The sequence below is a fragment of the Leucobacter sp. genome (assembly GCF_053528595.1).
Window position 1 is genome coordinate 1 of sequence record NZ_JAIVPF010000072.1, and the last position, 21,965, is coordinate 21,965.

Annotated in this window: 18 protein-coding genes; 12 read left to right on the top strand and 6 right to left on the bottom strand. The window is 71.4% G+C overall.

Translation table 11 applies throughout. The features are described 5' to 3' along the window. Positions 1-338: 338 nt before the first annotated feature. Positions 339-1,034 carry a response regulator gene (locus ACWKZU_RS14620; RefSeq protein WP_449283066.1) on the bottom strand — a complete coding sequence of 232 codons (696 nt, stop codon included), beginning with the start codon at positions 1,032-1,034 and terminating at the stop codon, positions 339-341. Then, entirely contained in the window at positions 1,034-2,287 is a 1,254-nt protein-coding gene (locus ACWKZU_RS14625; protein ID WP_449283067.1) for a sensor histidine kinase, read from the bottom strand. The genes ACWKZU_RS14620 and ACWKZU_RS14625 overlap by 1 nt, the downstream gene beginning before the upstream one ends. A 160-nt stretch (positions 2,288-2,447) precedes the next feature. Here ACWKZU_RS14625 and phoU point away from each other — a divergent pair, with 160 nt between their 5' ends. The 3 genes from phoU (at position 2,448) to rlmB (ending at position 5,812) form a co-directional block, all read left to right on the top strand. Then, on the top strand, positions 2,448-3,089 hold the full coding sequence (phoU, locus tag ACWKZU_RS14630) for a phosphate signaling complex protein PhoU (protein WP_449283068.1): 642 nt from the start codon (positions 2,448-2,450) through the stop codon (positions 3,087-3,089). 213 nt (positions 3,090-3,302) lie between these two features. Beyond that, the gene (cysS, locus tag ACWKZU_RS14635) at positions 3,303-4,796 is read left to right on the top strand and encodes a cysteine--tRNA ligase (protein WP_449283069.1); all 1,494 of its coding nucleotides are present in this window, start codon (positions 3,303-3,305) and stop codon (positions 4,794-4,796) included. Continuing rightward, positions 4,793-5,812: a 23S rRNA (guanosine(2251)-2'-O)-methyltransferase RlmB gene (gene rlmB, locus ACWKZU_RS14640; RefSeq protein WP_449283070.1), complete on the top strand. Its 1,020-nt coding sequence runs from the start codon at positions 4,793-4,795 to the stop codon at positions 5,810-5,812. Before cysS ends, rlmB begins: the two co-directional genes overlap by 4 nt. On the opposite strand, the gene ACWKZU_RS14645 is transcribed toward rlmB, so the two are convergent. Then, positions 5,799-6,353, bottom strand: coding sequence for an Rv3235 family protein (locus tag ACWKZU_RS14645; RefSeq protein WP_449283071.1), 555 nt, complete (start codon positions 6,351-6,353; stop codon positions 5,799-5,801). The two genes, rlmB and ACWKZU_RS14645, sit on opposite strands and share 14 nt — an antisense overlap. Positions 6,354-6,608: 255 nt before the next feature. Here ACWKZU_RS14645 and ACWKZU_RS14650 point away from each other — a divergent pair, with 255 nt between their 5' ends. Then, complete coding sequence (locus ACWKZU_RS14650; RefSeq protein ID WP_449283072.1) at positions 6,609-8,120, top strand: sensor histidine kinase; 1,512 nt, start codon at positions 6,609-6,611, stop codon at positions 8,118-8,120. A 79-nt stretch (positions 8,121-8,199) separates the two neighbouring features. Here the strand turns inward: ACWKZU_RS14650 and ACWKZU_RS14655 are convergent, their stop codons facing one another. Continuing rightward, a complete protein-coding gene (locus ACWKZU_RS14655; RefSeq protein ID WP_449283073.1) occupies positions 8,200-8,586 on the bottom strand; it encodes a hypothetical protein in 387 nt (128 codons plus the stop codon). Next, the gene (locus ACWKZU_RS14660) at positions 8,583-10,448 is read right to left on the bottom strand and encodes a PspC domain-containing protein (protein WP_449283074.1); all 1,866 of its coding nucleotides are present in this window, start codon (positions 10,446-10,448) and stop codon (positions 8,583-8,585) included. The genes ACWKZU_RS14655 and ACWKZU_RS14660 overlap by 4 nt, the downstream gene beginning before the upstream one ends. Before the next feature lie 115 nt (positions 10,449-10,563). Here ACWKZU_RS14660 and ACWKZU_RS14665 point away from each other — a divergent pair, with 115 nt between their 5' ends. Together ACWKZU_RS14665 and ACWKZU_RS14670 are read left to right on the top strand one after the other, a co-directional pair. Further along, complete coding sequence (locus ACWKZU_RS14665; protein WP_449283075.1) at positions 10,564-11,994, top strand: ATP-binding protein; 1,431 nt, start codon at positions 10,564-10,566, stop codon at positions 11,992-11,994. Then, positions 11,994-12,674, top strand: coding sequence for a LuxR C-terminal-related transcriptional regulator (locus tag ACWKZU_RS14670; protein WP_449283076.1), 681 nt, complete (start codon positions 11,994-11,996; stop codon positions 12,672-12,674). The genes ACWKZU_RS14665 and ACWKZU_RS14670 overlap by 1 nt, the downstream gene beginning before the upstream one ends. Before the next feature lie 3 nt (positions 12,675-12,677). On the opposite strand, the gene ACWKZU_RS14675 is transcribed toward ACWKZU_RS14670, so the two are convergent. Further along, positions 12,678-14,252 (bottom strand): phospholipid carrier-dependent glycosyltransferase, encoded by a 1,575-nt coding sequence (locus tag ACWKZU_RS14675; protein WP_449283077.1) that lies wholly within the window; start codon positions 14,250-14,252, stop codon positions 12,678-12,680. A gap of 118 nt (positions 14,253-14,370) precedes the next feature. Here ACWKZU_RS14675 and ACWKZU_RS14680 point away from each other — a divergent pair, with 118 nt between their 5' ends. The 6 genes from ACWKZU_RS14680 to ACWKZU_RS14705 all read left to right on the top strand — a co-directional run. Beyond that, complete coding sequence (locus ACWKZU_RS14680; protein ID WP_449283078.1) at positions 14,371-16,137, top strand: proline--tRNA ligase; 1,767 nt, start codon at positions 14,371-14,373, stop codon at positions 16,135-16,137. A gap of 311 nt (positions 16,138-16,448) precedes the next feature. Beyond that, a complete protein-coding gene (locus tag ACWKZU_RS14685) occupies positions 16,449-16,742 on the top strand; it encodes a WXG100 family type VII secretion target (protein WP_449283079.1) in 294 nt (97 codons plus the stop codon). Positions 16,743-16,822: 80 nt separating this feature from the next. Continuing rightward, entirely contained in the window at positions 16,823-17,131 is a 309-nt protein-coding gene (locus tag ACWKZU_RS14690) for a hypothetical protein (protein ID WP_449283080.1), read from the top strand. Continuing rightward, positions 17,128-19,200 (top strand): alpha/beta hydrolase, encoded by a 2,073-nt coding sequence (locus ACWKZU_RS14695; RefSeq protein ID WP_449283081.1) that lies wholly within the window; start codon positions 17,128-17,130, stop codon positions 19,198-19,200. The genes ACWKZU_RS14690 and ACWKZU_RS14695 overlap by 4 nt, the downstream gene beginning before the upstream one ends. After that, on the top strand, positions 19,200-19,829 hold the full coding sequence (locus tag ACWKZU_RS14700) for a hypothetical protein (protein ID WP_449283082.1): 630 nt from the start codon (positions 19,200-19,202) through the stop codon (positions 19,827-19,829). Before ACWKZU_RS14695 ends, ACWKZU_RS14700 begins: the two co-directional genes overlap by 1 nt. 178 nt (positions 19,830-20,007) lie before the next feature. Continuing rightward, the coding region (locus ACWKZU_RS14705; protein WP_449283083.1) for an FHA domain-containing protein at positions 20,008-21,965 on the top strand (1,958 nt) is incomplete at its 3' end.

Genomic DNA, 21,965 nt, shown 5'->3' on the forward strand with positions numbered 1-21,965 from the left:
GCAGCCGACGAGGCAGCGGCGGAGTCGAAGATCGGCGACGACACCGAGACCGAGTAGTCCTCGGCACGAGAAGCGCCCTCCCGATCCGAGCGGATCGGGAGGGCGCTTCGTCGTTCGGGGCGAACCGCCGGTCGAGCGAGCGAAGCGAGGCGAAACCCGGCGGTCCGGATTTCGACTCGTCGCCGTGCTTCTCGCTCAAGGGGGGGGCGTCGCCGTGTTCCTCGCTCAATCAGAGGGGAGCCTCGCCGAGATCCCGATTCTTGTCGCCCCTCTTCCCGGAGAACGACAAGAATCGGGATCTCGGCTCGACGGGGCTCAAGCCCCGTCGAGCGGGCAACCTACCCGAAGCGGTAGCCGACTCCGCGCACCGTCGAGATGAGCTTCGGCTGCGAGGGCTCCTCCTCGATTCGCGCCCGGATCCGCTTGATGTGCACGTCGAGGGTCTTCGTGTCGCCGTAGTAGTTGCTGCCCCACACGCGGTCGATGAGCTGCCCGCGGGTGAGCACCCGGCCCGAATGCCGCATGAGCATCTCGAGCAGCTCGAACTCGCGCAGGGGCATGGTGATCTCCTCGCCGCGCACGGCGACCGAGTGGCGCTCGGAGTCGAGGCGGATCCCGAGCTCGTCGATGACTTGCGCGTCGAGATCCTCGCCCCGGTCCTCATCGCCCGTTCCCGAGCGGCGCAGCGCCGCGCGCACGCGCGCGAGGAGCTCCCGCGTGGAGTAGGGCTTCGTGATGTAGTCGTCGGCGCCGAGCTCGAGCCCCACCACGACGTCGATCTCGCTGTCCTTCGCGGTGAGCATGATGATCGGCACCTGCGAGGTCTGCCGGATCGCCCGGCACACCTCGGTGCCGGGCAGGCTCGGCAGCATGAGATCGAGCAGCACGAGGTCGGCCTGGGCGGCGGCGAAGGCCTGCACGGCCTCGGCTCCGTCGTCGACCACGGTGACGCGGTAGCCCTCTCGTTCGAGCAGGAACGAGAGGGGACGGGAGATCGACTCCTCGTCCTCGACGAGCAGGATGTGCTGTGCCACTACTGGGCTCCCTTCTGGAGTTCTGCGGACTGGCCCGCGGGCGGCGTCTGCGGGGGTGCGGACGCTCCGCCGTTCTCCGGCCGCAGCGAGCGCCGCGCCTTCTTCGTGCGCTTCGAGCTCTTGCGCGACCCCGGGGCCTCGTAGAGCGGGAACGTGAGGGTGAAGCTGGAGCCGACGCCCGGCTGCGACCAGACGTCGACGTCGCCGCCGTGGGCGCGCATGGTGTGCCGCGCGATGCTGAGGCCGAGCCCCGTGCCGCCCTCGCCCCGGGTGCGGGCGCCGTCGACGCGGTAGAAGCGCTCGAAGATGCGCGCCAGGTGCTCCGGGGCGATGCCCTCGCCCTGATCGGTGACGGTGACGATGAAGTTCTTGCGCTCGAACGACATGCCGACACCGACGCGGCCCCCCTCCGGGGAGTGCCGGATGGCGTTGCTGAGCAGGTTCGCCACGGCCGATCCGAGCGAGGTGGGGCGGCCGAGGATCACCGCGTCGCGGTCCAGCTCGGACTCGTCGGTGATGACGAGGTCGACGCCGTGCTGGGTGGCGAAGGAGCGGTGCGACTCCACCTCGCCGCGCACGAGGTCGCGCAGCGAGACGGCCTCGCGGTCCTCGGGCCGCAGCGCGGACTGGGCCTCCGAGAGCTGGATGATGTCGCGCGACAGCTCGCCGAGGCGCCGGGACTCCTTGACGAGGCTCTTCGAGAAGTCGCGCACGACCTCGGGCTCGTCGGCCGCCTGCTGCACGGCCTCGGAGAGGAGGCCGATGGCGGCGATCGGGGTCTTCAGCTCGTGGCTGACGTTCGCGATGAAGTCGCGGCGCATCGTGTTCACCCGCTGCTCCTCGCCGAGATCCTCGGCGAGGACGACGACGAAGCGCTTCTGCAGGCGCACGATGTGGATCTTGACCGTGTCGGCGGGGTCGGCCGGGTCGGGTTCGCGGGTGTCGGGGACGCCCGTCGACATCACGCGGCGCGCCCGCCCGAGGAACTCGGCGTCGTGGATCTGTTCGTCGCTGATGTGGCGCTCCTGGCGCGCGGTCGGGTTGGCGTACACGGGAGCGAGCGACGAGTCGAGGATCACCGCGAAGATGTCGATCTCGTCGAGGATCGCGGTCGCGACCTCCGGCAGCTCCGGTCGCATCTCGGCGGCGCGGCGCACGCCGGCGCGCCTGGCGCCCTGGATCGCGAGCGCGGTGCCGAGTCCGACCAGTACGCCGAGGCCCGTCGACGCGAGAACGAGCAGAGTCGGATCCATGTCTCTCATCGTAGATGGGCGGGTCTCGGCCGAAGGGTAGAGTTCAACTGTTGTTCACCTGCCGGTGCGGCACGGTTCACCGGCGCAGCCCAGACTGATTGAGGTGCGCGTCGGCACTTGTCCAATTGAGGCGCCGCCGCCCGGAAAGAGAGGAAACCGCATGCGTGAGGTCTTTCAGCAGTCGCTGCACGAGGTGCAGGAGCGCCTGGTGAAGATTGCCGAACTCGTCGAGGAGGCCATCGAGAACGCGACGACGGCGTTCGGCAACTCGGATGTCGCGATCGCGGAGCGGGTGATCGACGACGCCGACGAGATCGAGACGCTCACCGCGGAGCTCGACCAGCTCACGATCGACATCCTCGCGCGTCAGCAGCCGGTCGCCTCCGACCTGCGCCTCATGGTGGGTGCGCTGCGCATGAGCTCCTCGCTCGAGCGCATGGGCGACCTCGCGCAGCACATCGCGCAGCTGGCCCGCTATCGCTATCCCGAGAGCGCGATCCCGAAGGGCCTGAAGAAGATCTTCGTGCGCATGGGGGCCCTCGACGTGGAGATGGCGAGCAAGATCGTCGAGCTCCTGCGCACGCAGGATCCGCGGGTGATCGAGGAGGTGCGCGACCTCGACGACGACCTCGACGAGCTGCACGCGAAGGTCTTCGAGAAGGTGCTGAGCGACAAGCTCGCCGACAATCCGATGGGCGCCGTCGACGCGACGCTGGCGAGCCGCTATCACGAGCGCTTCGGCGATCACGCCGTCAGCATCGCGAAGCAGGTGCAGTTCTTCCTGAGCGGCACGCTCGACTAGGAGCGTGCGCCGGCGGGTACGGCGGTCGTCGAGCTCGTCGAGACGACCGGCCGCACCCCTGGTGCGCGCCGGTCGAGCGAGCGGAGCGAGTCGGAGCCCGATCCCGGGCGCCGGCTCGCTCCGCGGTGCCGTCCGCGGGATCGGGGGTCCGTCCGCGGGATCCGGCTCCGTCCGCGGGACCGGCGGTCTCGGAGCGGGCGCTAGGCTGAGAGGGTGAAACAACGGATTTACGACTCGCGTGCGCAGGAGATCGTCGATTTCCAGCCGCGCGAGCCCGGGCGCGTGGGCATGTACGTGTGCGGGCCGACGGTGCAGTCGGCCCCGCACATCGGGCACCTGCGCAGCGCGCTCGTCTACGACCAGATGCGGCGCTGGTTCGAGGCGACCGGGCACGAGGTCGCGCTGATCCGCAACGTCACCGACATCGACGACAAGATCCTCGACCACGCGCGACTGCCGCGGGAGTCCGACGGGCTGCTCGAGGAGTGGTGGGCGCTCGCCTACCGCGTGGAGCGCGAGTTCACGGCCGCCTACGACGCGCTCGGCGTGCTGCCGCCCACCTACGAGCCCCGCGCCACCGCGAACATCGCCGAGATGGTCGCGCTCATCGAGCGCCTCATCGAGCGCGGGCACGCCTACCGGGCCGCCGACGGCTCCGCGAGCGTCTACTTCGACACCGGATCTTGGCCCGAGTACGGCGCCCTCACCCGGCAGCGCCGCGACCAGATGGAGGACGCCGCGGACTCCGAGCCCGTGGGCAAGCGGGATCCGCGCGACTTCGCGCTGTGGAAGGCGCACCGCGATCACGAGCCGCTGTCCGCCTCGTGGCCGTCGCCGTGGGGCCGCGGCCGTCCCGGCTGGCACATCGAGTGCTCGGCCATGGCCACGCGCTATCTGGGCGAGGAGTTCGACATCCACGGCGGCGGGCTCGACCTCCGCTTCCCGCACCACGAGAACGAGCTGGCCCAGTCGACCGCGGCCGGTCACGGCTTCGCGCGGCACTGGATCCACAACGGCCTCGTCAACACGGGCGGGCAGAAGATGTCGAAATCGCTCGGCAACTCCCTCTTCGCCGCCGATCTGCTCGCCGCGGCGCGTCCCATCGTGCTGCGCTACTTCCTCGGATCGGCGCACTACCGCTCGGTGCTCGAGTACTCCGCCGACTCGCTGGCCGAGGCCGAGGCGGCGTTCTCGCGCGTCGAGAGCTTCCTCGAGCGGGCGGGCGAGCACATCCGCGCCGCGCACGAGCACCGGGGCTCTCCGAGCGGGAGCGACGTGTCGGCCGGCTACTCGAGCGCGTTCACCGGCGAGGGCGGGGGGTCGCTGCCCGAGGAGTTCTCGGCGGCGATGCTCGACGACTTCTCCGTTCCTCAGGCGCTGGCGGTGCTGCACGGCACGGTGCGCGCGGGCAATGCCGCGCTCGACGCCGGCGAGACGGCGCGGATCACCCGCCTGGCGGGGGACACGTACGCCATGCTGGACGTGCTCGGCCTGAACCCGGCCGCTCCGGAGTGGGCCGCCGGTGCGGTAGGCTCGGCGACCGCGGAGGCCGCTCTCGACTCGCTCGTCGGCGCGCTGATCGAGCAGCGCACGGAGGCCCGCGCCGACAAGGACTTCGCGACGAGCGACGCGATCCGCGACCGCCTGCTGGCCGCGGGCATCGCCCTGGAAGACACCCCGAACGGAACCCGCTGGAGCCTGTCATGAGCAATAAGAAGAACCGTACCGGCGCCGTCCGGAAGAAGGGGCTCGGCAAGGCCGTCGGATCCGGTGGTCAAGGGCGCCAGGCGCTCGAGGGCCGCGGGCCCACCCCGAAGGCCGAGGACCGCGAGTACCACGCCAAGCACAAGGAGAAGAAGGCGCGCGAGCGCTACGAGGCCGCCAAGCAGCGGCACGCCGCGAACTCGGGGCGGGCTCCCGAGCGCGGCGGGCGCGGCGGGTCGAAGAAGGACGACACCGAGCTCGTCACGGGGCGCAACGCGGTGCTCGAGGCGCTGCGCGCCCACATCCCGGCGACCGCGCTCTACATCGCGGCCCGCGTCGAGATGGACGACCGCATGCGCGAGATCCTGCGCATCGCCACCAACCGCGGCGTGCCCGTGCTCGAGGTGATGCGGCCCGAGATGGACCGCATGACCGATCGCGACACCGTGCACCAGGGCGTGGTGCTCAAGGTGCCGCCCATGGAGTACGCGCACCCGCTCGAAATGCTCGACGAGGTGATCGACCGCGACGAGACGCCGCTGTTCGTCGCGCTCGACGGCGTCACCGATCCGCGCAACCTGGGTGCGATCATCCGCTCGGTCGCCGCGTTCGGCGGGCAGGGCGTGGTGGTTCCGCAGCGCCGCTCCGCCGGTCTCAACTCGGCGGCCTGGAAGACCTCCGCCGGCGCCGCCGCGCGCATCCCGGTGGCGATGGCGTCGAACCTCACGCAGACGCTCAAGGAGTTCAAGAAGCAGGGCGTGTTCGTGGTGGGCCTCGACGGCGGCGGCGACGTGTCGCTGCCCGGCCTCGAACTCGCGGACCGTCCGCTCGTGCTCGTCATCGGCAGCGAGGGCAAGGGCCTCTCGCGACTGGTGACCGAGCACTGCGACGCGGTGGTCTCGATCCCGATCTCCTCGGCGACGGAGTCGCTGAACGCCGGCATCGCAGCGAGTGTCGCCCTCTACGAGGTGTCGAAGCTGCGCGCGAGCGGCGCGGGGGACGCGACTACAGCACGGTGAGCTCGGTCGCCCGCCAGCGGCTGCCGTTGTGCTCGAGGCGGAGTGCGACCGAGCGCGAGCGGGGCTCCGCGTAGAGCACCACCGTGGCCTCGATGACGTGCGGAAGTGGCCGGTCGATGTGCGCGGGGCCGGGGCACGCCACGATCCGGCGCGCGTCGCGGTAGAGCGTGCGGCGCTCGGTGCGCGCGGCGCGGCGTTCGAGGAGCGCCGTCGCCACCTCGCGCGTGATCCACCCGCCGAGCTGGGCGACCGAGCGCGATCCCTCGAGGGCTTCGAACGCGTACAGCGCCAGCTTCTGGATCGTCATGATCTCGGGCGGCGGGACGTCGGTATCGGTGGTCGAGTCGAAGGCCGCGCGATCGAGGTAGCGCTCAGGGTGCGGAACCGCGCGCAGGGGCGGCAGGCCGGGAGCCGTGGAGCGGGCCCGCGCCGCGTGCGGCGGCGCGGGGGACGCGCTCGGGAGTGCGGTGCGCCGCTGCAGGGGAGGGCGTGCGTGGGCGGAGGCGTTCGCGGAGGCGGAGTGCGGGAGAGACGCGGGCATGACGGTCCTTCGTGGCGGGCCCCGATATCAATGTTCCCATCCCTGATCGTTTCCTATTCCCTGCATCGGCCGGGGCAATGATCTGAATAACTGGAGCATCAGCATAGAAAGGGCGAGCTGATGGCGGTCAAGAGGCGTCTGCGATCTGTGCGTTCGCACCCAGGGTCTTCGCCGACGAGCCGGCCCGCGATCACCCGCAGCCGCCCCGCAGCCGGCCCGCAGCCGGGCGGAACGCGGATCCTCTAGTCTTGAACGGTGGCGACTCTGCGGAACCTTGCGAAGAAGTACTCGACCCTCGACGAAGAGGAAATCGAGTGGCTCGAGCTGCTCGCGCTCGACTGGCAGCTGCTGGCCGACCTCGCGCTGAGCGATGTCGTGCTGTGGGTGCCGACCGAGGACGGCGGGTATCTCGCCGTCGCGCACAGCCGGCCCGCGGGATCCGTCACGCTCTTCTACCGCGACGTGATCGGCGACTTCCTGCGCCCCGACTGGCGCGAGCTCGTGGACGAGGCGATGGAGACGGGCAGGCCCGTGGCCTCGACGTCCCCGGCCTGGTACGAGGAGAATCCCATGCGCCTCGCGGCATATTCGGTGAGCCGCCAGGACGCGCAGGGCAACGTGCACGGGCCGTTCGCGGTGGCGACCGTGCACACGAGCGTGGCCGACACCCAGAAGGCCTCGCGCATCGGTGCGGCCTTCCGCGAGGTCTCCGACGACCTCTTCGCCATGATCCAGAACGGGCTGTTCCCCTCGCCCAGCAGCTCGCGCGGCGGTGAGCAGGGCTCGCCCCGAGCCTCGGACGGGCTCGTGCGCGTGAACCTCGACGGCATCGCGACCTTCGCGAGCCCCAACACGCAGACCACGTTCACCACGCTGGGCTACCGCGACGAGATCGAGGGGGAGAATTTCGCCGAGGTCATCGCCGGGATCGTGCAGGGGCAGTTCGACACCAACGAGTCGCTGCCGCTGATCGCCCAGGGCAAGGTGGCGAAGCGGGTGGAGATCACGGCGCGCGGCCGCACGGTGACGCTCCGCTCGATCCCCGTCATCCGCGACGGTGCGCGGGTCGGCGGGGTCGTGCTCACGCGCGACGTCACCGAGCTGCGGCAGCAGGCGCAGGAGCTCATCACCAAGGACGCGACCATCCGCGAGATCCACCACCGCGTCAAGAACAACCTGCAGACTGTGGCCTCGCTGCTGCGCGTGCAGGCGCGCCGGGCCCGCAGCGAGGAGGCGAAGCAGGTGCTCGGCCAGGCCATGCGCCGCGTCGCCGCCATCGCCGTGGTGCACGACACGCTCTCGAGCGGGCTGTCGCAGATCGTCGACTTCGACGTGGTGTTCGACCGCGTGCTCGGGCTGGCGGCCGAGGTCGCGAGCCTGCACAACACCACCGTGCACCCGCACAAGGAGGGCAAGTTCGGCGAACTGCCGTCGGAGTACGCGACTCCGCTCGCCCTCGCCCTCACCGAGATCGTCACGAACGCCGTGGAGCACGGCCTCGCCGGGCGCGAGGGCGAGGTCTTCATCCGGGCCGACCGCAGCGACGAGCGGCTCGCGGTCGAGGTCATCGACACCGGTACCGGCCTGCCCGGCGGCACGGTGGGCGACGGGCTCGGCACGCAGATCGTGCGCACCCTCGTCGAGGGGGAGCTGGGCGGCAGCATCACCTGGGGGCCCGACGTGCGCGGCGGCACCCGGGTCGCCATCCAGGTGCCGCTGCACTGGATCTCGGCGCAGACGCGCGAGATGCCGAGCGTGCAGGTCTGACGGAACGCCTCCGCGTTCTCGCCGGACCCGCAGCGCTGCGGCTCCCGCGGGACCCCGCGGGACGGGGGCCCGCGGCCGCTCAGCCGCGGTTGCGCACCGCTACGGCGACGCCGACCACGAGCAGCAGCAGGCCGAGGCCGATCACCGTCGCGGTGATCCACCAGGCCGTGTCCATGCCGCCGGGGCCGAAGGCCCGCTGCGCCGCGTACCCGCAGAAGGCGAGGATCAGGGCGCCCCACACGATGGGGCCGGTGCGCGGGCCGGTGCGGACCGGGGGCTTCGAGCGGGCGTCGGGCTGCGCCGAGGGCGCCGGTGCCGGTGCCGGTGCGGCCTGCGCCGAGGCCGATGGTGCCGGGGCGGAGGGAGTCGGCGCGGGCTGTGCCGGGAGGACTCCGTCGCCGACGGGCGCGGCATCCGCGGAGTGCTGCTGGGGCCGCGGATCCTGCGCGGCGGAATCGGTGCTCATTGTGCCATCTCCTGTTCGAGTTCGTTGAGTTCTTCGCGGAGGCGGTCCCGCTGCTCCTCGAGCGCCTGGCGCTTCCCGGAGCTCAGACCGGGTTCCTCGAGCTGCCAGTCGACCAGGTCGAGCTCCTCCTCGAGACGCTCGGCGCGCTCCCGGTTGGAGAGGTCCTCCTGCTCGGTCCGCTGCCGATCCTCGTCCGCGGGCGACAGCTGCGACGAGCCGGACCCGCCGCCCTCGACTCGCACGTTGCCGGCGAGCAGGTAGACCGTCACGTGCACCACCGAGTCGTCGGCGAAGGCGTCGCCGGTGCCGGTGAGGGCCACGCCCGTGTCGGTGCGCAGGAACGGGCCCGAGAGACGCATGCCGTCGCGCTCCGTGCCCCGCTCGCTGATGTTCCCCGCGAGCACGCGGACCCGCACGGCGGTCGGACGCGACTCCGGCAGGGTCACCGTCGTGTTGCCCGCAAGCTGCCAGATGGCGAGGTCGCCCTCTTCGCCGGGGTTGCCGTCGAGCGAGCGCAGATCGACGTTCGCGTTCCCCGCGATGATGACTGCGCCGGGGGTGCTCAGGCCGTCGACGTGCATGGTGCCGAACGGCTGGAAGCGCGTGCCCCAGGGCAGGACCACCGTGACGAGCAGCGCCACCACGCCGCAGGTCGAGAGGAACCCGACCCAACCGGTGTGCCGACCGCGCACGCCGGCCACGATCAGCGAGAGCGCGAGCACCGCGAGCGCGGCGATCAGCGCGGCGATGAGGGGGGCGGGCGCGACGCTCGCCACCGACGGCATCGCATCGAGACCGAGCACCCAGAGCCCCGTGAGGCCGCCGGCGAGCAGGGCGAGGGCGAGCGTGAGGATCGTCTGGCCGGTGCCGAGGCGGTGCGCGTCGTGGTGCTCGGCGTATCGCGCGCTCCACTCGTCGGCCTGGCGTCCGACGTCCTCGCCCCAGCGGTTGGCCTGCTCCCCGAAGCGCTGTCCCCAGTCGGAGGCCTGCTGCGCGGTGCGAGCCGCGAACTCCTCGGTGCGGTCGGCGAAGGACCGGGTCTGGTCGGCGGAGCCGGCCGAGGATCCCTCGCCGGCGGCATCGGCGGCTCCCGGTGCCCCGGGGGCGGTGGGCGCGTCGGTGCCGGGGGCATCGGCGCCGGCGGCGTTCGCACCGGCGCGGGTCGAGCCGGGGGCCGAGGCGGGCCCCGAACCGAGCGGTTCCGTTGCCGTGCCGTCGGCGGTCGCGGCGAAGGCGGGTCCGGCCATCGGCGCCGTCGGCGCGGCCGTCGATCCGGGTGCGCCCGCCGCCGCGGGCCCGGCGTCCGGCCGCCCGCCCTGCTCGCGGCCGCGCTTCAGCACCGCGCTGCGCAGCCAGACGAAGCCGAGCACGAGGATGGCGATCCAGAACAGCCACGCGACCGTGCGCGTCAGCCACTCGGGGATCCCCATCGAGGCCCAGAGATCCCAGCCCCAGAAGCTGGGCGCGCCGAGCAGCGGGACGCCGGTCGTCGCGAGGCCGAAGATCGCGGGGATGATGAGCACCGACGCGAGCACGATCGAGGTCACGAGCACCCAGGTCTCGGCGCGCCCGCGAAAGATGTCCTCCGTGTGGATGCGGCCCTGCGCGTCGGGCAGCAGCAGCCAGCCGACGAGGTAGAGGAGCAGACCGGGGCCGCCGAGCAGCGCGAGCACGACGAAGACGCCGCGCACGATGAGCGGATCGATGCCGGCCTTCGCCGCGATGCCGCCGGCGACGCCGGCGAACCAGCGATCGGAGCCGCGCACGATGCCGAGGCCGCGCAGCCAGCCGAAGAAGGAGCTGCCGGACTGCGGGCCGTCGGGGGCCGGGCCGGAGCGTTCGGAGTCGGGTGAGGTATTCATGCTTCGAGTCTGCCGGGACCGACCGGTCCCGCACCATCGGGGTTCACCCTGATCGATCCCTGAACCCCGGCCGGGAGACCCCCGAGTGTCGCGGGTTGGTGCTTGGATGGAGGGCATGGACCGACCCCCGCTCACCCGATCGCGCGACGACCGCGTCATCGCGGGCGTGTGCGCCGGCCTCGCGGAGCATCTCGGGGTGCCGGTGTCGCCCGTGCGCATCGCCGTGCTCGCGCTCTCGCTGCTCGGCGGTTTCGGGGCGCTGCTCTACCTCTGGCTGTGGGGCACCGTGCCGCGCACGGGGGAGACCGAGGGAGTGGTGCCCCTCCGGCGCGCGCTCACCCGTCCGGCGAGCGCGGGTGCTGCCGGCGCTGCCGCCGCGGGTGCCGGGAGGGGAGCGCCGCGGTCCGGTCCGTCCGCGGTGCCCGCGCCGGTCGCGGTGCCGGCCGCCGTGCCGGGCCGGGGCGCGACGGGGGCGACGAAGGCGGACGCCGCTCGGGACACCGCGCGCGCGACGGCGGGGGACGGCGCCTCGGGCGTGCCCGCCGGGGTCGCGGGCGAGCCGGTTCCTGCCCGCCCCCAGCGCCGGTGGCCCATCGCCGAGCTGCTGCTCGGAGCGTGCCTGCTCATCACCGGAGCCGGTCTGGTGCTCGAGCGCCTGGGCGTGCGGCTGGAGCTCGAGCTGCTGCTGCCCGGGCTCGCGGTGCTGGTGGGCGTCGGTCTCACCTGGTGGCAGATCGCGGACCGCGATCGCCCCGATCGCAATCAGCTGCCCCGGGTGCTCGGCGCGCTCTCGCTCGTGGCCGTGGGCGTGCTCATGTTCTTCGTGACCTCGCGCGAGCCGAGCGCGTGGACCGTCATCGCGGCCGCGGTCTCCGTGCTCGCGGGCGTGGCGCTCGCCGTGGCGCCGTGGGTGCTGCGCATCAACCGCGAGCTCATGGCCGAGCGGGCGGCGCGTGCCCGCGAGGCGGAACGGGCCGACATCGCGGCGCACCTGCACGACTCGGTGCTGCAGACGCTCGCGCTCATCCAGCAGCGCTCGGAGCCCGGCAGCGAGATCGCGAGGATCGCCCGGGGGCAGGAGCGGGAGCTGCGCGAGTGGCTCTTCCGCGGGGCCGACGGCGGCACGGCGGCTCCCCGCGAGGCGGTCGACGCCGAGCTCCGGGCCCACGCGCAGGCGCTCGAGGCCCGGCACGCGGTGCGCTTCGAGATCGTGGCCGTGGGTGTCGGAGACGGCCTGCTCGCCCCCGACGCCCTCGTCGCGGCGGCGCGGGAGGCCATGCTCAACGCGGCGCGGCACGCCGGAGGCGACGTGACGGTCTACCTCGAGGCGACGCAGGACCGGATCGCGATCGACGTGACCGACCGGGGGCCGGGGCTCGACGCCGATGCCCTGCCCGAGGGGCGGATGGGCGTGCGGGAGTCGATTCTCGGGCGCATGGAGCGAGCCGGGGGCACCGCTGCGATCGTGCCGGGCCCCGGCGGATCCGGCACGTCCGTGCGCCTGGCGATCCCCCGCGCGAGCGGGGCGGAAGCGGAGGAGGAATGATGGACCGAGAGACCGATGACGGGGCGCCCATCCGGGTGGTGATCGTCGACGACCACCAGATCTTCCGCACGGGGCTGCGGGCCGAGCTGGGGGACGAGCTCGAAGTGGTGGGCGAGGCGGCGAGCGTGGACGAGGCCGTCGAGTGCATCGCGGCCGCGGCGCCCGACGTCGTGCTGCTCGACGTGCATCTGCCCGGAGGCGCGGGGGGCGGGGGTGCCGAGGTGCTGCAGCGCCTGGCCGCCGTCCCCGCGGTGCGCGGCACCCGGTTCCTCGCGCTCAGCGTCTCCGATGCGGCCGACGACGTGGTCAGCGTGATCCGCGCCGGCGCCCGCGGTTACCTCACCAAGACCGCTTCGGGTGCGGAGGTCACCGCCGCGGCCGTGCGCGTGCGCGGCGGCGACGCGGTCTTCTCGCCCCGCCTCGCGGGCTTCGTGCTCGACGCCTTCGGCGCGGGCGTCGGGGAGACCGCCGCCGCGGACGACGAGCTCGACCGCCTCTCGGCGCGCGAGCAGGAGGTGATGCGCATGATCGCCCGCGGCTACGCCTACAAGGAGGTCGCGGCGGAGCTCTTCCTCTCGGTCAAGACGGTCGAGACCCACGTCTCGAACGTGCTGCGCAAGCTGCAGCTCTCCAACCGCCACGAGCTCACCGCCTGGGCGCTGCAGCGCAGGCTGCTCTGATCCTCAGCCCCAGCCGGGCAGCCACAGATGGGCGCGCCAGAACCACTCCGCCACGGGCATCCCCGACCACACCGGGAAGAACAGCGCCGCGAGCGCCGCCGAGGCCGCGATGAACAGCGCCACCGCGATCCTGCGCCCGCGCAGACCGTCCGGATCCGGTGCGAGCGCCAGCCCGCTCTCGGCGCCGGCGCGCGAGCGGAGCGGGATCCCGCACAGCATGCCGAGCAGCAGCGCGAGCGCGAGCGCCGAGAAGGGGGTGAGTACGACGGCGTAGAACTGGAACACGGCCGAGCGCGAGAACGTGAGCACCCACGGCAGCCACCCCGAGAGGTACCCGGTGATCACGAAGGCGCCCGCGACGACGATCGGGTCCGGCGCCGGCCGGGGCGATCCCGCGTGACGACCCCGGCCCGGTCCGATCCAGAGGCGCCGAGCCACCAGCACTCCGAGCACGCCCAGCGCGAGCACGCCGCCCCAGGTCACCAGCGGGTTCGGCAGCGGCGATATCGTCGAGACGCACTCCGCCCACGGGCAGCCCTCGGTCCAGCGGGTTGTGTACATCGCGGTGGGGATCAGCGCGAGCGGCCACGACAGCGGGTGCGATTCGTAGGGGTGCGGCGCGCTCAGCGTGCTGTGCCAGCCCAGCATCTCGGCGTGGTACCTCGCGAGCGCGACCGGCCACGGCGTGCCCGGCGTGCGACCCCAGCCGCCCGGCTGCAGGATCCACCCGGCCCAGCTCGCGACGTAGACGACCCCGGCCGCGGGCAGCGCGATCGCCGCCGTGACGAGCGCCTGCAGCACGGCGCGGGACCACGCCCCCGCGGTGCCTGCGCCGCCCGCGGCCTCCGCGGCCCGCAGCCGTGCCAGCAGATCCCGGACCGTCGCGTACACGAGGAAGAAGGCGAGCGGGTACAGCCCCGACCACTTGACCGCCGCGGCCGCCCCGAAGGCGGCGCCGGCCGCGAGCAGCCACGGGCGGCGCCAGAGGATCCGCCTCCAGGAGTCCCGGTCGTCTCGCTCCCGGGCATCCGACCGCAGCGGGACCGCCTCGCCGTCACGCCACACGAACAGCGCACCCAGCGCGACGAACAGCGTCAGGAAGCCGTCGAGCAGGCCCACCCGGGTCAGCACCACGTGCACGCCGTCGATCGCGAGCAGCAGCCCCGCGGTGCAGGCGATCACGAGGCTGCGCGAGAGCAGCCATCCGAGTCGCATCACGACGGCCACCGTCGCCACTCCGGCGAGGGCGACGGCGCTGCGCCAGCCCCAGCCGGTGCCCGGCCCGAACAGCAGCACCCCGATCCCGATCAGCCACTTGCCGAGCGGCGGATGCACCGCGTTCGACGCCGTATCGGTGAAACCGCCCGCCCGCCCGCCGCTCATGTCGGGGTCGTCGTCGGGCCAGAGCGTCGGGAAGCCGTGCGCGAGCTGGCTGATCGCGTCGCGCACGTAGTACAGCTCGTCGAACACCAGCGCGTCCGGGCGGGAGAGCGCCCAGAAGCGCAGCACCGCCGCGATCCCGAGCACCAGCGCCGGTGCCGACCACCGGAGCCATCGCAGCCGTCCCGTTTCGCTCACGCCTCCAGCCTAGAGCGGGTGCGCCCCGCCGCTCGCCTGCGCTGCCGATGCTCGCGGGTGCGGCGGCGCCTGCCGAGGCGGTGCCTGAGCCCGCCGCGCCCGGCGCTACGATAGTGGGGTGATCACTCGCCTCAGCAACTACTTCCTGAAGACCCTTCGTGAGGATCCCGCCGACGCCGAGGTGGCCAGCCACAAGCTGCTCGTGCGCGCGGGGTACATCCGCCGCCAGGCACCGGGCGTGTTCGGGTGGATGCCGCTCGGCCTGCGCGTCAAGGAGAAGATCGAGCGGATCATCCGCGAGGAGATGGCCGCCGCGGGTGCGCACGAGGTGCACTTCCCCGCACTGCTGCCGCGCGAGCCCTACGAGGCGACCGGGCGCTGGGAGGAGTACGGCGACGCGCTGTTCCGCCTCAAGGACCGTCACGGGGCCGACTACCTGCTCGCTCCGACGCACGAGGAGGCCTTCACGCTCATGGTGAAGGACATCGTCTCCTCGTACAAGGATCTGCCGCTGTCGCTCTACCAGATCCAGGACAAGTACCGCGATGAGGCCCGCCCCCGCGCCGGCCTGCTGCGCGGCCGCGAGTTCACCATGAAGGACGCGTACTCCTTCGACGTGAGCGACGAGGGACTCGCGGCCTCGTACCAGAAGCAGCGCGACGCCTACGAGCGCATCTTCGCGCGCCTGGGCATCGAGTACGTGATCGTGTCGGCCGACGCCGGCGCCATGGGCGGCTCGCGCAGCGAGGAGTTCCTGCTGCCGATCGAGATCGGCGAGGACACCTTCGTGCGCTCCGAGGGCGGCTACGCGGCGAACGTCGAGGCGTACGAGACCCCGGTGCCGGAGGCGCTGCCGATCACGGGCCAGCCCTCGGCGCTGGTCTACGACTCGCCCGAGACGCCCACCATCGAGACGCTCGTGTCGCACACGAACGCGGTGCTGCCGCGCACCGACGGCCGGGAGTGGACCGCCGCCGACACCCTCAAGAACGTGGTGCTCGCGGTGACCTCGCTCGAGGGCGAGCGCGAGATCGTGGTCATCGGCATCCCCGGAGACCGAGACGCCGACATGAAGCGCGTCGAGGTGGCCTTCCCGAACTGCGAGGTGGAGCCGGCGACCGACGACGACTTCAAGCAGCACCCCGGGCTGGTCAAGGGGTACATCGGCCCGGTGCTGAACGGCGCCGCGGTGCTGGGGCTCGAGGGATCGACGGGGATCCGCTACCTGCTCGACCCCCGCGTGGTCGACGGCACGTCGTGGGTGACCGGCGCCAACGAGCACGAGAAGCACGTGGCGTACCTGGTCGCGGGGCGCGACTTCACCGCCGACGGAGTCGCGGACGTCGCGACGGTGCGCGACGGGGATCCGGCCCCCGACGGGTCGGGACCCGTGTCGCTCGCCCGCGGCATGGAGATCGGGCACGTGTTCCAGCTGGGCCGCAAGTACGCCGACGCCCTCGGCCTGAAGGTGCTCGATGAGAACGGCAAGCTCGTCACCGTGACGATGGGCTCGTACGGCATCGGCGTGACCCGCATCATGGCGGCCCTCGCCGATCTCAACCACGACGACCGCGGGCTCATCTGGCCGCGCGCGATCGCGCCGTTCGACGTGCACCTGGTGGCCACCGGCAAGGACCCCGTCGTGTTCGAGAAGGCCGAGGAGCTCGCGGCCTCGCTGTCCCGTGCCGGCGTCGAGGTGCTCTTCGACGACCGCCCCAAGGTGTCGCCCGGCGTGAAGTTCGGCGACGCCGAGCTGCTGGGCGTGCCGCGCGTGGTGGTGGTCGGCCGCGACGCGGCCGAGGGCTTCGCCGAGGTGTGGGATCGCGCCGTGGGCACGAAGGACCGCGTGGCGCTGTCGGAGGTGCCCGCGCTGTTCGCGGCGTAGCGGCCGGTTTTCGCGGGGCCGGGTCGGGGAAGTTCTCCCGACCCGGCCCTTGCGCGTGCGTCCGGGGCGCGGGGTGCGCTGAGCTTCGGGGCGGATCCGGTCGCTCCCGCGGCTGAGGGCCTGCCGGAGAGACGGGCTCTCGAGGGCCGAGAAATCGCTCACAGCGCCGCGAGCAGCTGACTTGTCCACAGATCTGTCGTCATTTCATGCTCCGGCGAGCGTGTGTTCGTCGTCGTGAAATAACGTGGGGAGGACGACACACCGAACATGTGAGAGCGGGGGGCTTTCGCGCCGAACAGCAAGGAGCCCTCATGGCGAACATCACCGTTTCCTACGCAGACATCGAGCAGTCGGCCGCCCATCTGGGCGCCGGCCGTGACGAGATCACCCAGAAGCTGCAGATGCTGCAGACGCAGATCGGCAACCTGGTCGCCTCCGGCTTCGTGACCGACCAGGCCTCGGGTAAGTTCAACACCGCCTACGCCGAGTACACGACGAGCGCGAACACGGTGATCAACAAGCTCACCGAGATCCAGAGCTTCCTCACGCAGACGGCCGCCGCGATGCGTGAGATGGACGCGCAGATCGCGGCGAAGATCAACTAGCGATCTCCCGTGTTCTCCTCGGGTTCGGCCCGTCGACGGTCGATCGAGGATGGCGCGGCGTTCCTCGAGGAGGTGGCCGGGTGACCGACCAGTTGAATATCTGGGATGACGTGCTCGAGGCCAGCGGTTTCGGGCTCGTCTCGGCCGCACAGGTGATGATGGAGAGCGACCGGTCGGTTCCCCCTGCGGCCCTGGAGAGCCTGACCGGTGTCGGTGGCGCCGTGCACAGGTTCTTGAACGGCCTGCAGACGGGACGCTTCGCGCTCGCGGACGCGGCGAAGACCGCGGGCGGCGAGGTGGCCGGTGTGCTGCGTGAGAGCTCCGCGCTCGACGCCCTCATCGCGGATTCTCTGTACAGCGGGTTCGCGGTGCGGGGGAGCGGACGATGACGATCTCCGTACCGGGTGACGGCGCGGTGCTGCTCGAAGGCACTCCGGTGTTCGGCGCCGTGGACGAGATCGACGCGGCCGGGGAATTCGTGCAGGATGTCATGACCGGCACGACGCGCTACACGGTCGACGTCCGCAATGCGCAGGTCGCTCTCGAGTCCGCCAGCAGTGCAGGCGTGGCGAAGATCAGGACGAAGCTGGGTGAACGTCTGCTCCCGGGAGCGGCGGCGGTGTATCGCTCCGCGGAAGGCGCGAAGCGGGCGCTCGAGTCGTACGCGTCCGAGGTGGACCGCATCCACGAGGATGCCGGGAAGGTCGTGCGCGACGTGAACGACGCTCTCGCTACGATCCGAGCTCAGGCTGCGCAGATCGAGGAGATCGCGTCGTTGATCCGGGCATCTGCTCCCTACGCCTGGAACGCGGGTGCTCCGGGCACGCTGCCGCAGCCGCAGCTGGGCTACCAGGCGCGGGATCTCGGCGCGGATGAACGAGCACTCGCGGTCGAGCACATGCGAGGTGCGTACGAGTGGCAGTGGACGCTCGCGGCCTCGCTCTGGCACCACGCGATCGAGGACATCGACAGCGCGAAGATCAGGTGGGCGAAGCTGATCGAGGATCGCCGCGACGCGGAAGGACGTCTCGTCAAGGCGCTGGGCGACACCACGATCGGGCAGCTCCTCAGCGTGAGCGAGGACGACGCCGCTTCGCGCCGCTTCACGATCGCGACTGGGATCTCGGGGGAGCTCTGGGGCGCGAGCGACGAAGCGCCGGGGATCGCGAAGTCGCACCCGCTGCTGAGGAGACTGCTCGGTTCCGAGTCGGGCGAGCACGTCTGGGATGCTCCGCCGGATCCCGCGGAGGTGGCCGAGCGATGGGAGCAGTGCTCCGATGAAGAGCGGCGGCGGCTCATCGACGAGGTGCCGTGGGTCGTCGGCAACCTGCCCGGGCTGCCATTCAGCGTGCGCGATGAGGCGAATCGGAAGACGGTGGAGTTCTCTCAGCAGTACCCGCAATCGCTGTCGCCCGAGCAGTTGCAGCTGATGGCCGATGTGCGGGACATCCTCAAGCTTGAGGAGAACCAGACCGAGGAGTTCGGGCACGGCAAGCCCCCGATCCAGGTCGTGGCGCTGGATATCACGGGCGAGGTGCCCAAGGCGGTGGTCGGCTACGGCGATCTGGATACCGCGAGTCACGCGACCTGGCAGGTGCCGGGGATGAACAGCGACGCCCATCTCGCACTGGAGGGGTGGGACGAGGCGAGCCGGAATCTCTACAGTGCGCAGAGCAACGTTCCGGGTTTCTCCGGCTCGAGCGCCGTGGTGGCGTGGTTGGGCTACGACACCCCGGACCATCCCCTGACCGGGGATCTCGGAGTACTGTCCGCAGAAGCGGCAGCGGCGGGTGCACCCAGGTTCGCGGTCGAGCTGGACGGGGCCCACGCGGCGCGAAGCACGAGCGGGCGCGGGCTGCCGGTGGTGAATGTGCTGGCGCACTCGTACGGCACCACGGCGGCGACGATCGCGCTGACGGGGGTCAAGCACGCCGTGGACTCGCTCACCATGCTGGGGTCCGCGGGCCTCGACACCGAGAAGATCCCCGATTACGGTGTGCTGAACGTCAGGGAGATTGCGCCTGGGCAGAAGGCGATCTACACGACGCACGCCTCAGCGGATCAGCTGGCTCCGCTCGGTGCGGGAGCGTCGGGGCGGGGGCAGCCGAATCCGGAGGCCGTCGCTCCGGTCGGGATGCAGAGATTCAGCTCCGTGTACGAGGGCGGACTCGCCTTCTCATCGGAGGGGGATTCCGCGCAGAACCTGAAGCGCACGGACGGGCACTCCACGATCGGTTCGGGAGAGAAACCCGGAGCGATGGGAATGTCGGCGTCCAAGGGGCACGGTTATCTCGACCCGGAAACCCAGTCCTTGGCGAGTGTCGCACAGATCACGACCGGCCGGATCAGCGACCGCTTGGACCGGTCGTTCACACGAACCGAAGCAGAGTGCACGGGCCTTGTCATGGGTCGCGGCGGCACGTTCGCGCCGGTCAGGATGAAATGCGAGGACGGATGATGGCGAACGGGTGGACGCAAAAACGAATGGTGGGGCTCATCGTGGCGCTCGCGGCCGTGATCGGTGTGCCGGGCTGTCTGCGGGAGGTGCCGATCGTGTCGAGGGACACCGGGAACAGGACCACGAACATGACTTTGGATGAGCAACGCGCGTGGGTGGGGGCGCAGTTCGACGCTGCGATCGCTGCCAGCGGTGTCCCGGACGGCTGGCACAGCATCTATAGCAGGGAAGTGCTCTGGGCGGAGGGGCGGCCTGAGGACCGCGATAGGACACTGAACTCGTCTTTTCCGCGCAACTGCGGTCTCGGTGGCCGCCTGGATGAGTCGTTGAAGAACCTGGACGCGGATGATCCTCTGGCGGCGGCGCAGAGGGTGCGCGCGTTCTGGGAGGGCGAAGGCTGGACCGTGACGGACATCTGGTCCGATCCCTCTCCTGAGGAACCGCATTTTCGTGCGGATCGCGAAGACGGGGCATTGATGGGATTTCAGGCGTCTGTAGACGGGATGTCGCTCAGCGTGTACTCGGCATGCTCCGTGAACGACACGGTCATGAACTGGCAGAGCTACGTCGACGACGAGCCGAACGAGTTCGAGGACGAGCTCGAACGCCGAGAGTCGAGCGCCGAGTAGGGGAACCTCGGCGGGGAGAAGAAGGATCACCGAACATGACTGGCACCACCGGACAGGCGCAGAAACCGACGCTCCCGTTCATCGGCGCCTCCTGGTGGCCGCGCTGCTCGGCACAAGCGCGTATCTCAATCCTCCGCGCTGAAAGACATCGGTTGAGGCGGAGAGGCGGAGAGACCGCGTGAAACTCCGGGTCACCCTCGAACTCCCGCAGGGAGCTCTGCACGACATCACGCTGTCGTGCGACGTGACCGCGACCATCGCCGACGCCGCACGCGCGCTCATCCGAGCCGGAGCGAGCAGCGATCCGCGGATCGAGGAGATCGCGCTCAATCGCATCGCGCCCGTCACGCTGCGAGGAGGGCCCGGGGCCGGAGCCGCTCCGCTGCTGCTGGATCCCGCGTCGCCCATCGGGGTCTCGGGGCTGCAGTCCGGCTGGATCGTGGAACCCGTGCTCGAGTTCGGAGCCCACGGCACCGCGCAGCGCGCCGTGGAGGTCGCCGGTTACGTCGAAGTGCTCTCCGGGCGGCACCGGGGTGTGCTCTTCAGCCTGGTCGCAGGAGCGAACCCGATCGGACGAGACCGCGGATGCCGGATCCACCTCGGCGACCAGAGCGTCTCCCGCCGCCACGCGGTCATCGACATCGCCTCCGAACTCGTGATCCGAGACCTCGGCTCGGCGAACGGGGTGCTCATCGACGGCGAGGCCGTGACGGAGCACCGGATCGGCAGCGCCTGCACCGTGACCCTGGGCGAGGTGTCGCTGCGGGTGACCGCGGGGCCGCCGTCGGTGGCATCCGCCGAGCTCTCGCACCGGGTCATGCACACGCGGGCTCCCCGCGTCGCTCCCCGCTTTCCGTCCTCCGAGCGCCGGCTGCCGACGCCTCCGACCCCGCCCGCGCCCAGCCGCATCCCCATGCTCGCGATGATGGCGCCCATGATGATGGGCGGCGCCATGTACGCGGTGACCCAGTCGCCCATGAGCCTGATGATGGTCGCCTTCTCGCCGCTCATGATGGTCGGCTCGTGGCTCGACGGCAAGACAGGCGGTAAGCGCAAGCTCAAGCGCGACCGCAGACGGTTCGAGGAGAACCTGGACGCCGAGCGGGCGGAGCTCGCCGAACTCCGCGAGCGGGAGATCGAGGTGCGTGCCGCCGAGACCCCGACACTCCCCGAGATCACCGAGGCGATCGCCGAGCGCGACAGCCTGCTGTGGACGCGCAGGCCCGAGCACCGTTCCTTCCTGGAGGTGAGATTCGGCGAGGGCACGCTTCCCAGCCGAACCGGCATCGGTCTTCCCCCGCGCGGTGAGACCGATCCCGAGCAGTGGCGACTGCTGCGCGGTATCGAGGAGCGATTCCGGGAGATCGCTCCGGTTCCGGTGCTCGAACGATTCGACCGCTGCGGTTCGATCGGGGTCGCGGGGGAGCCCCTCTGGGCCGAAGGAATGGCCCGATCGCTGGTACTGCAACTCGTCGGTCTCCATTCCCCCGCCGAACTGGCGCTCGCGTGCTTCGCCGGTCCGAGCCAGGCGGACGAGTGGAGCTGGTTGAAGTGGCTGCCGCACGTCGACGCCGTGACCAGTCCGCTCCCGGTCTGGCAGCTCGCCGACGACACCGCGAGCTCGGCACGCCTGCTCATCGCCCTGGAAGGGCTGCTGGAAGAACGGCGGGCGGGCGCCGGCGCGAAGCAGGCGGTGCGCTCCCACCTGGACGTCGACACGCGAAACGATGATGAACAGGGGGAAGCGGTGGGCCGAGTGCCGGCCACTCCAGCGGTGGTCGTGCTGGTGCTCGATGACGGCCTGGCCGATCAGTCGAGACTCATCGCCATCGCCGAGACCGGCCCCGACCTGGGGATCCACCTCATCTGGGTCGCCCGAGAACGCGGTCGGCTGCCCGCGGTCTGCCGCACCTTCGTCGAACTCGGCCGAGCAGAGGGCCGGGTGGGCTTCGTGCGCACGGGCACCGTCGTGCCGCTGCAACGACTCGAGTTCATCGAGGCGCCCCGGGCGCTCGAACTCGCCCGCCGTCTCGCCCCGGTCGAGGACACGAGCGCGAGAGCGCTCGACGAGAGCGACCTGCCCAGGTCGGTGAACCTGCGCGAACTGCACGCCGCGGATCTGCTCGGCGGAGCGCA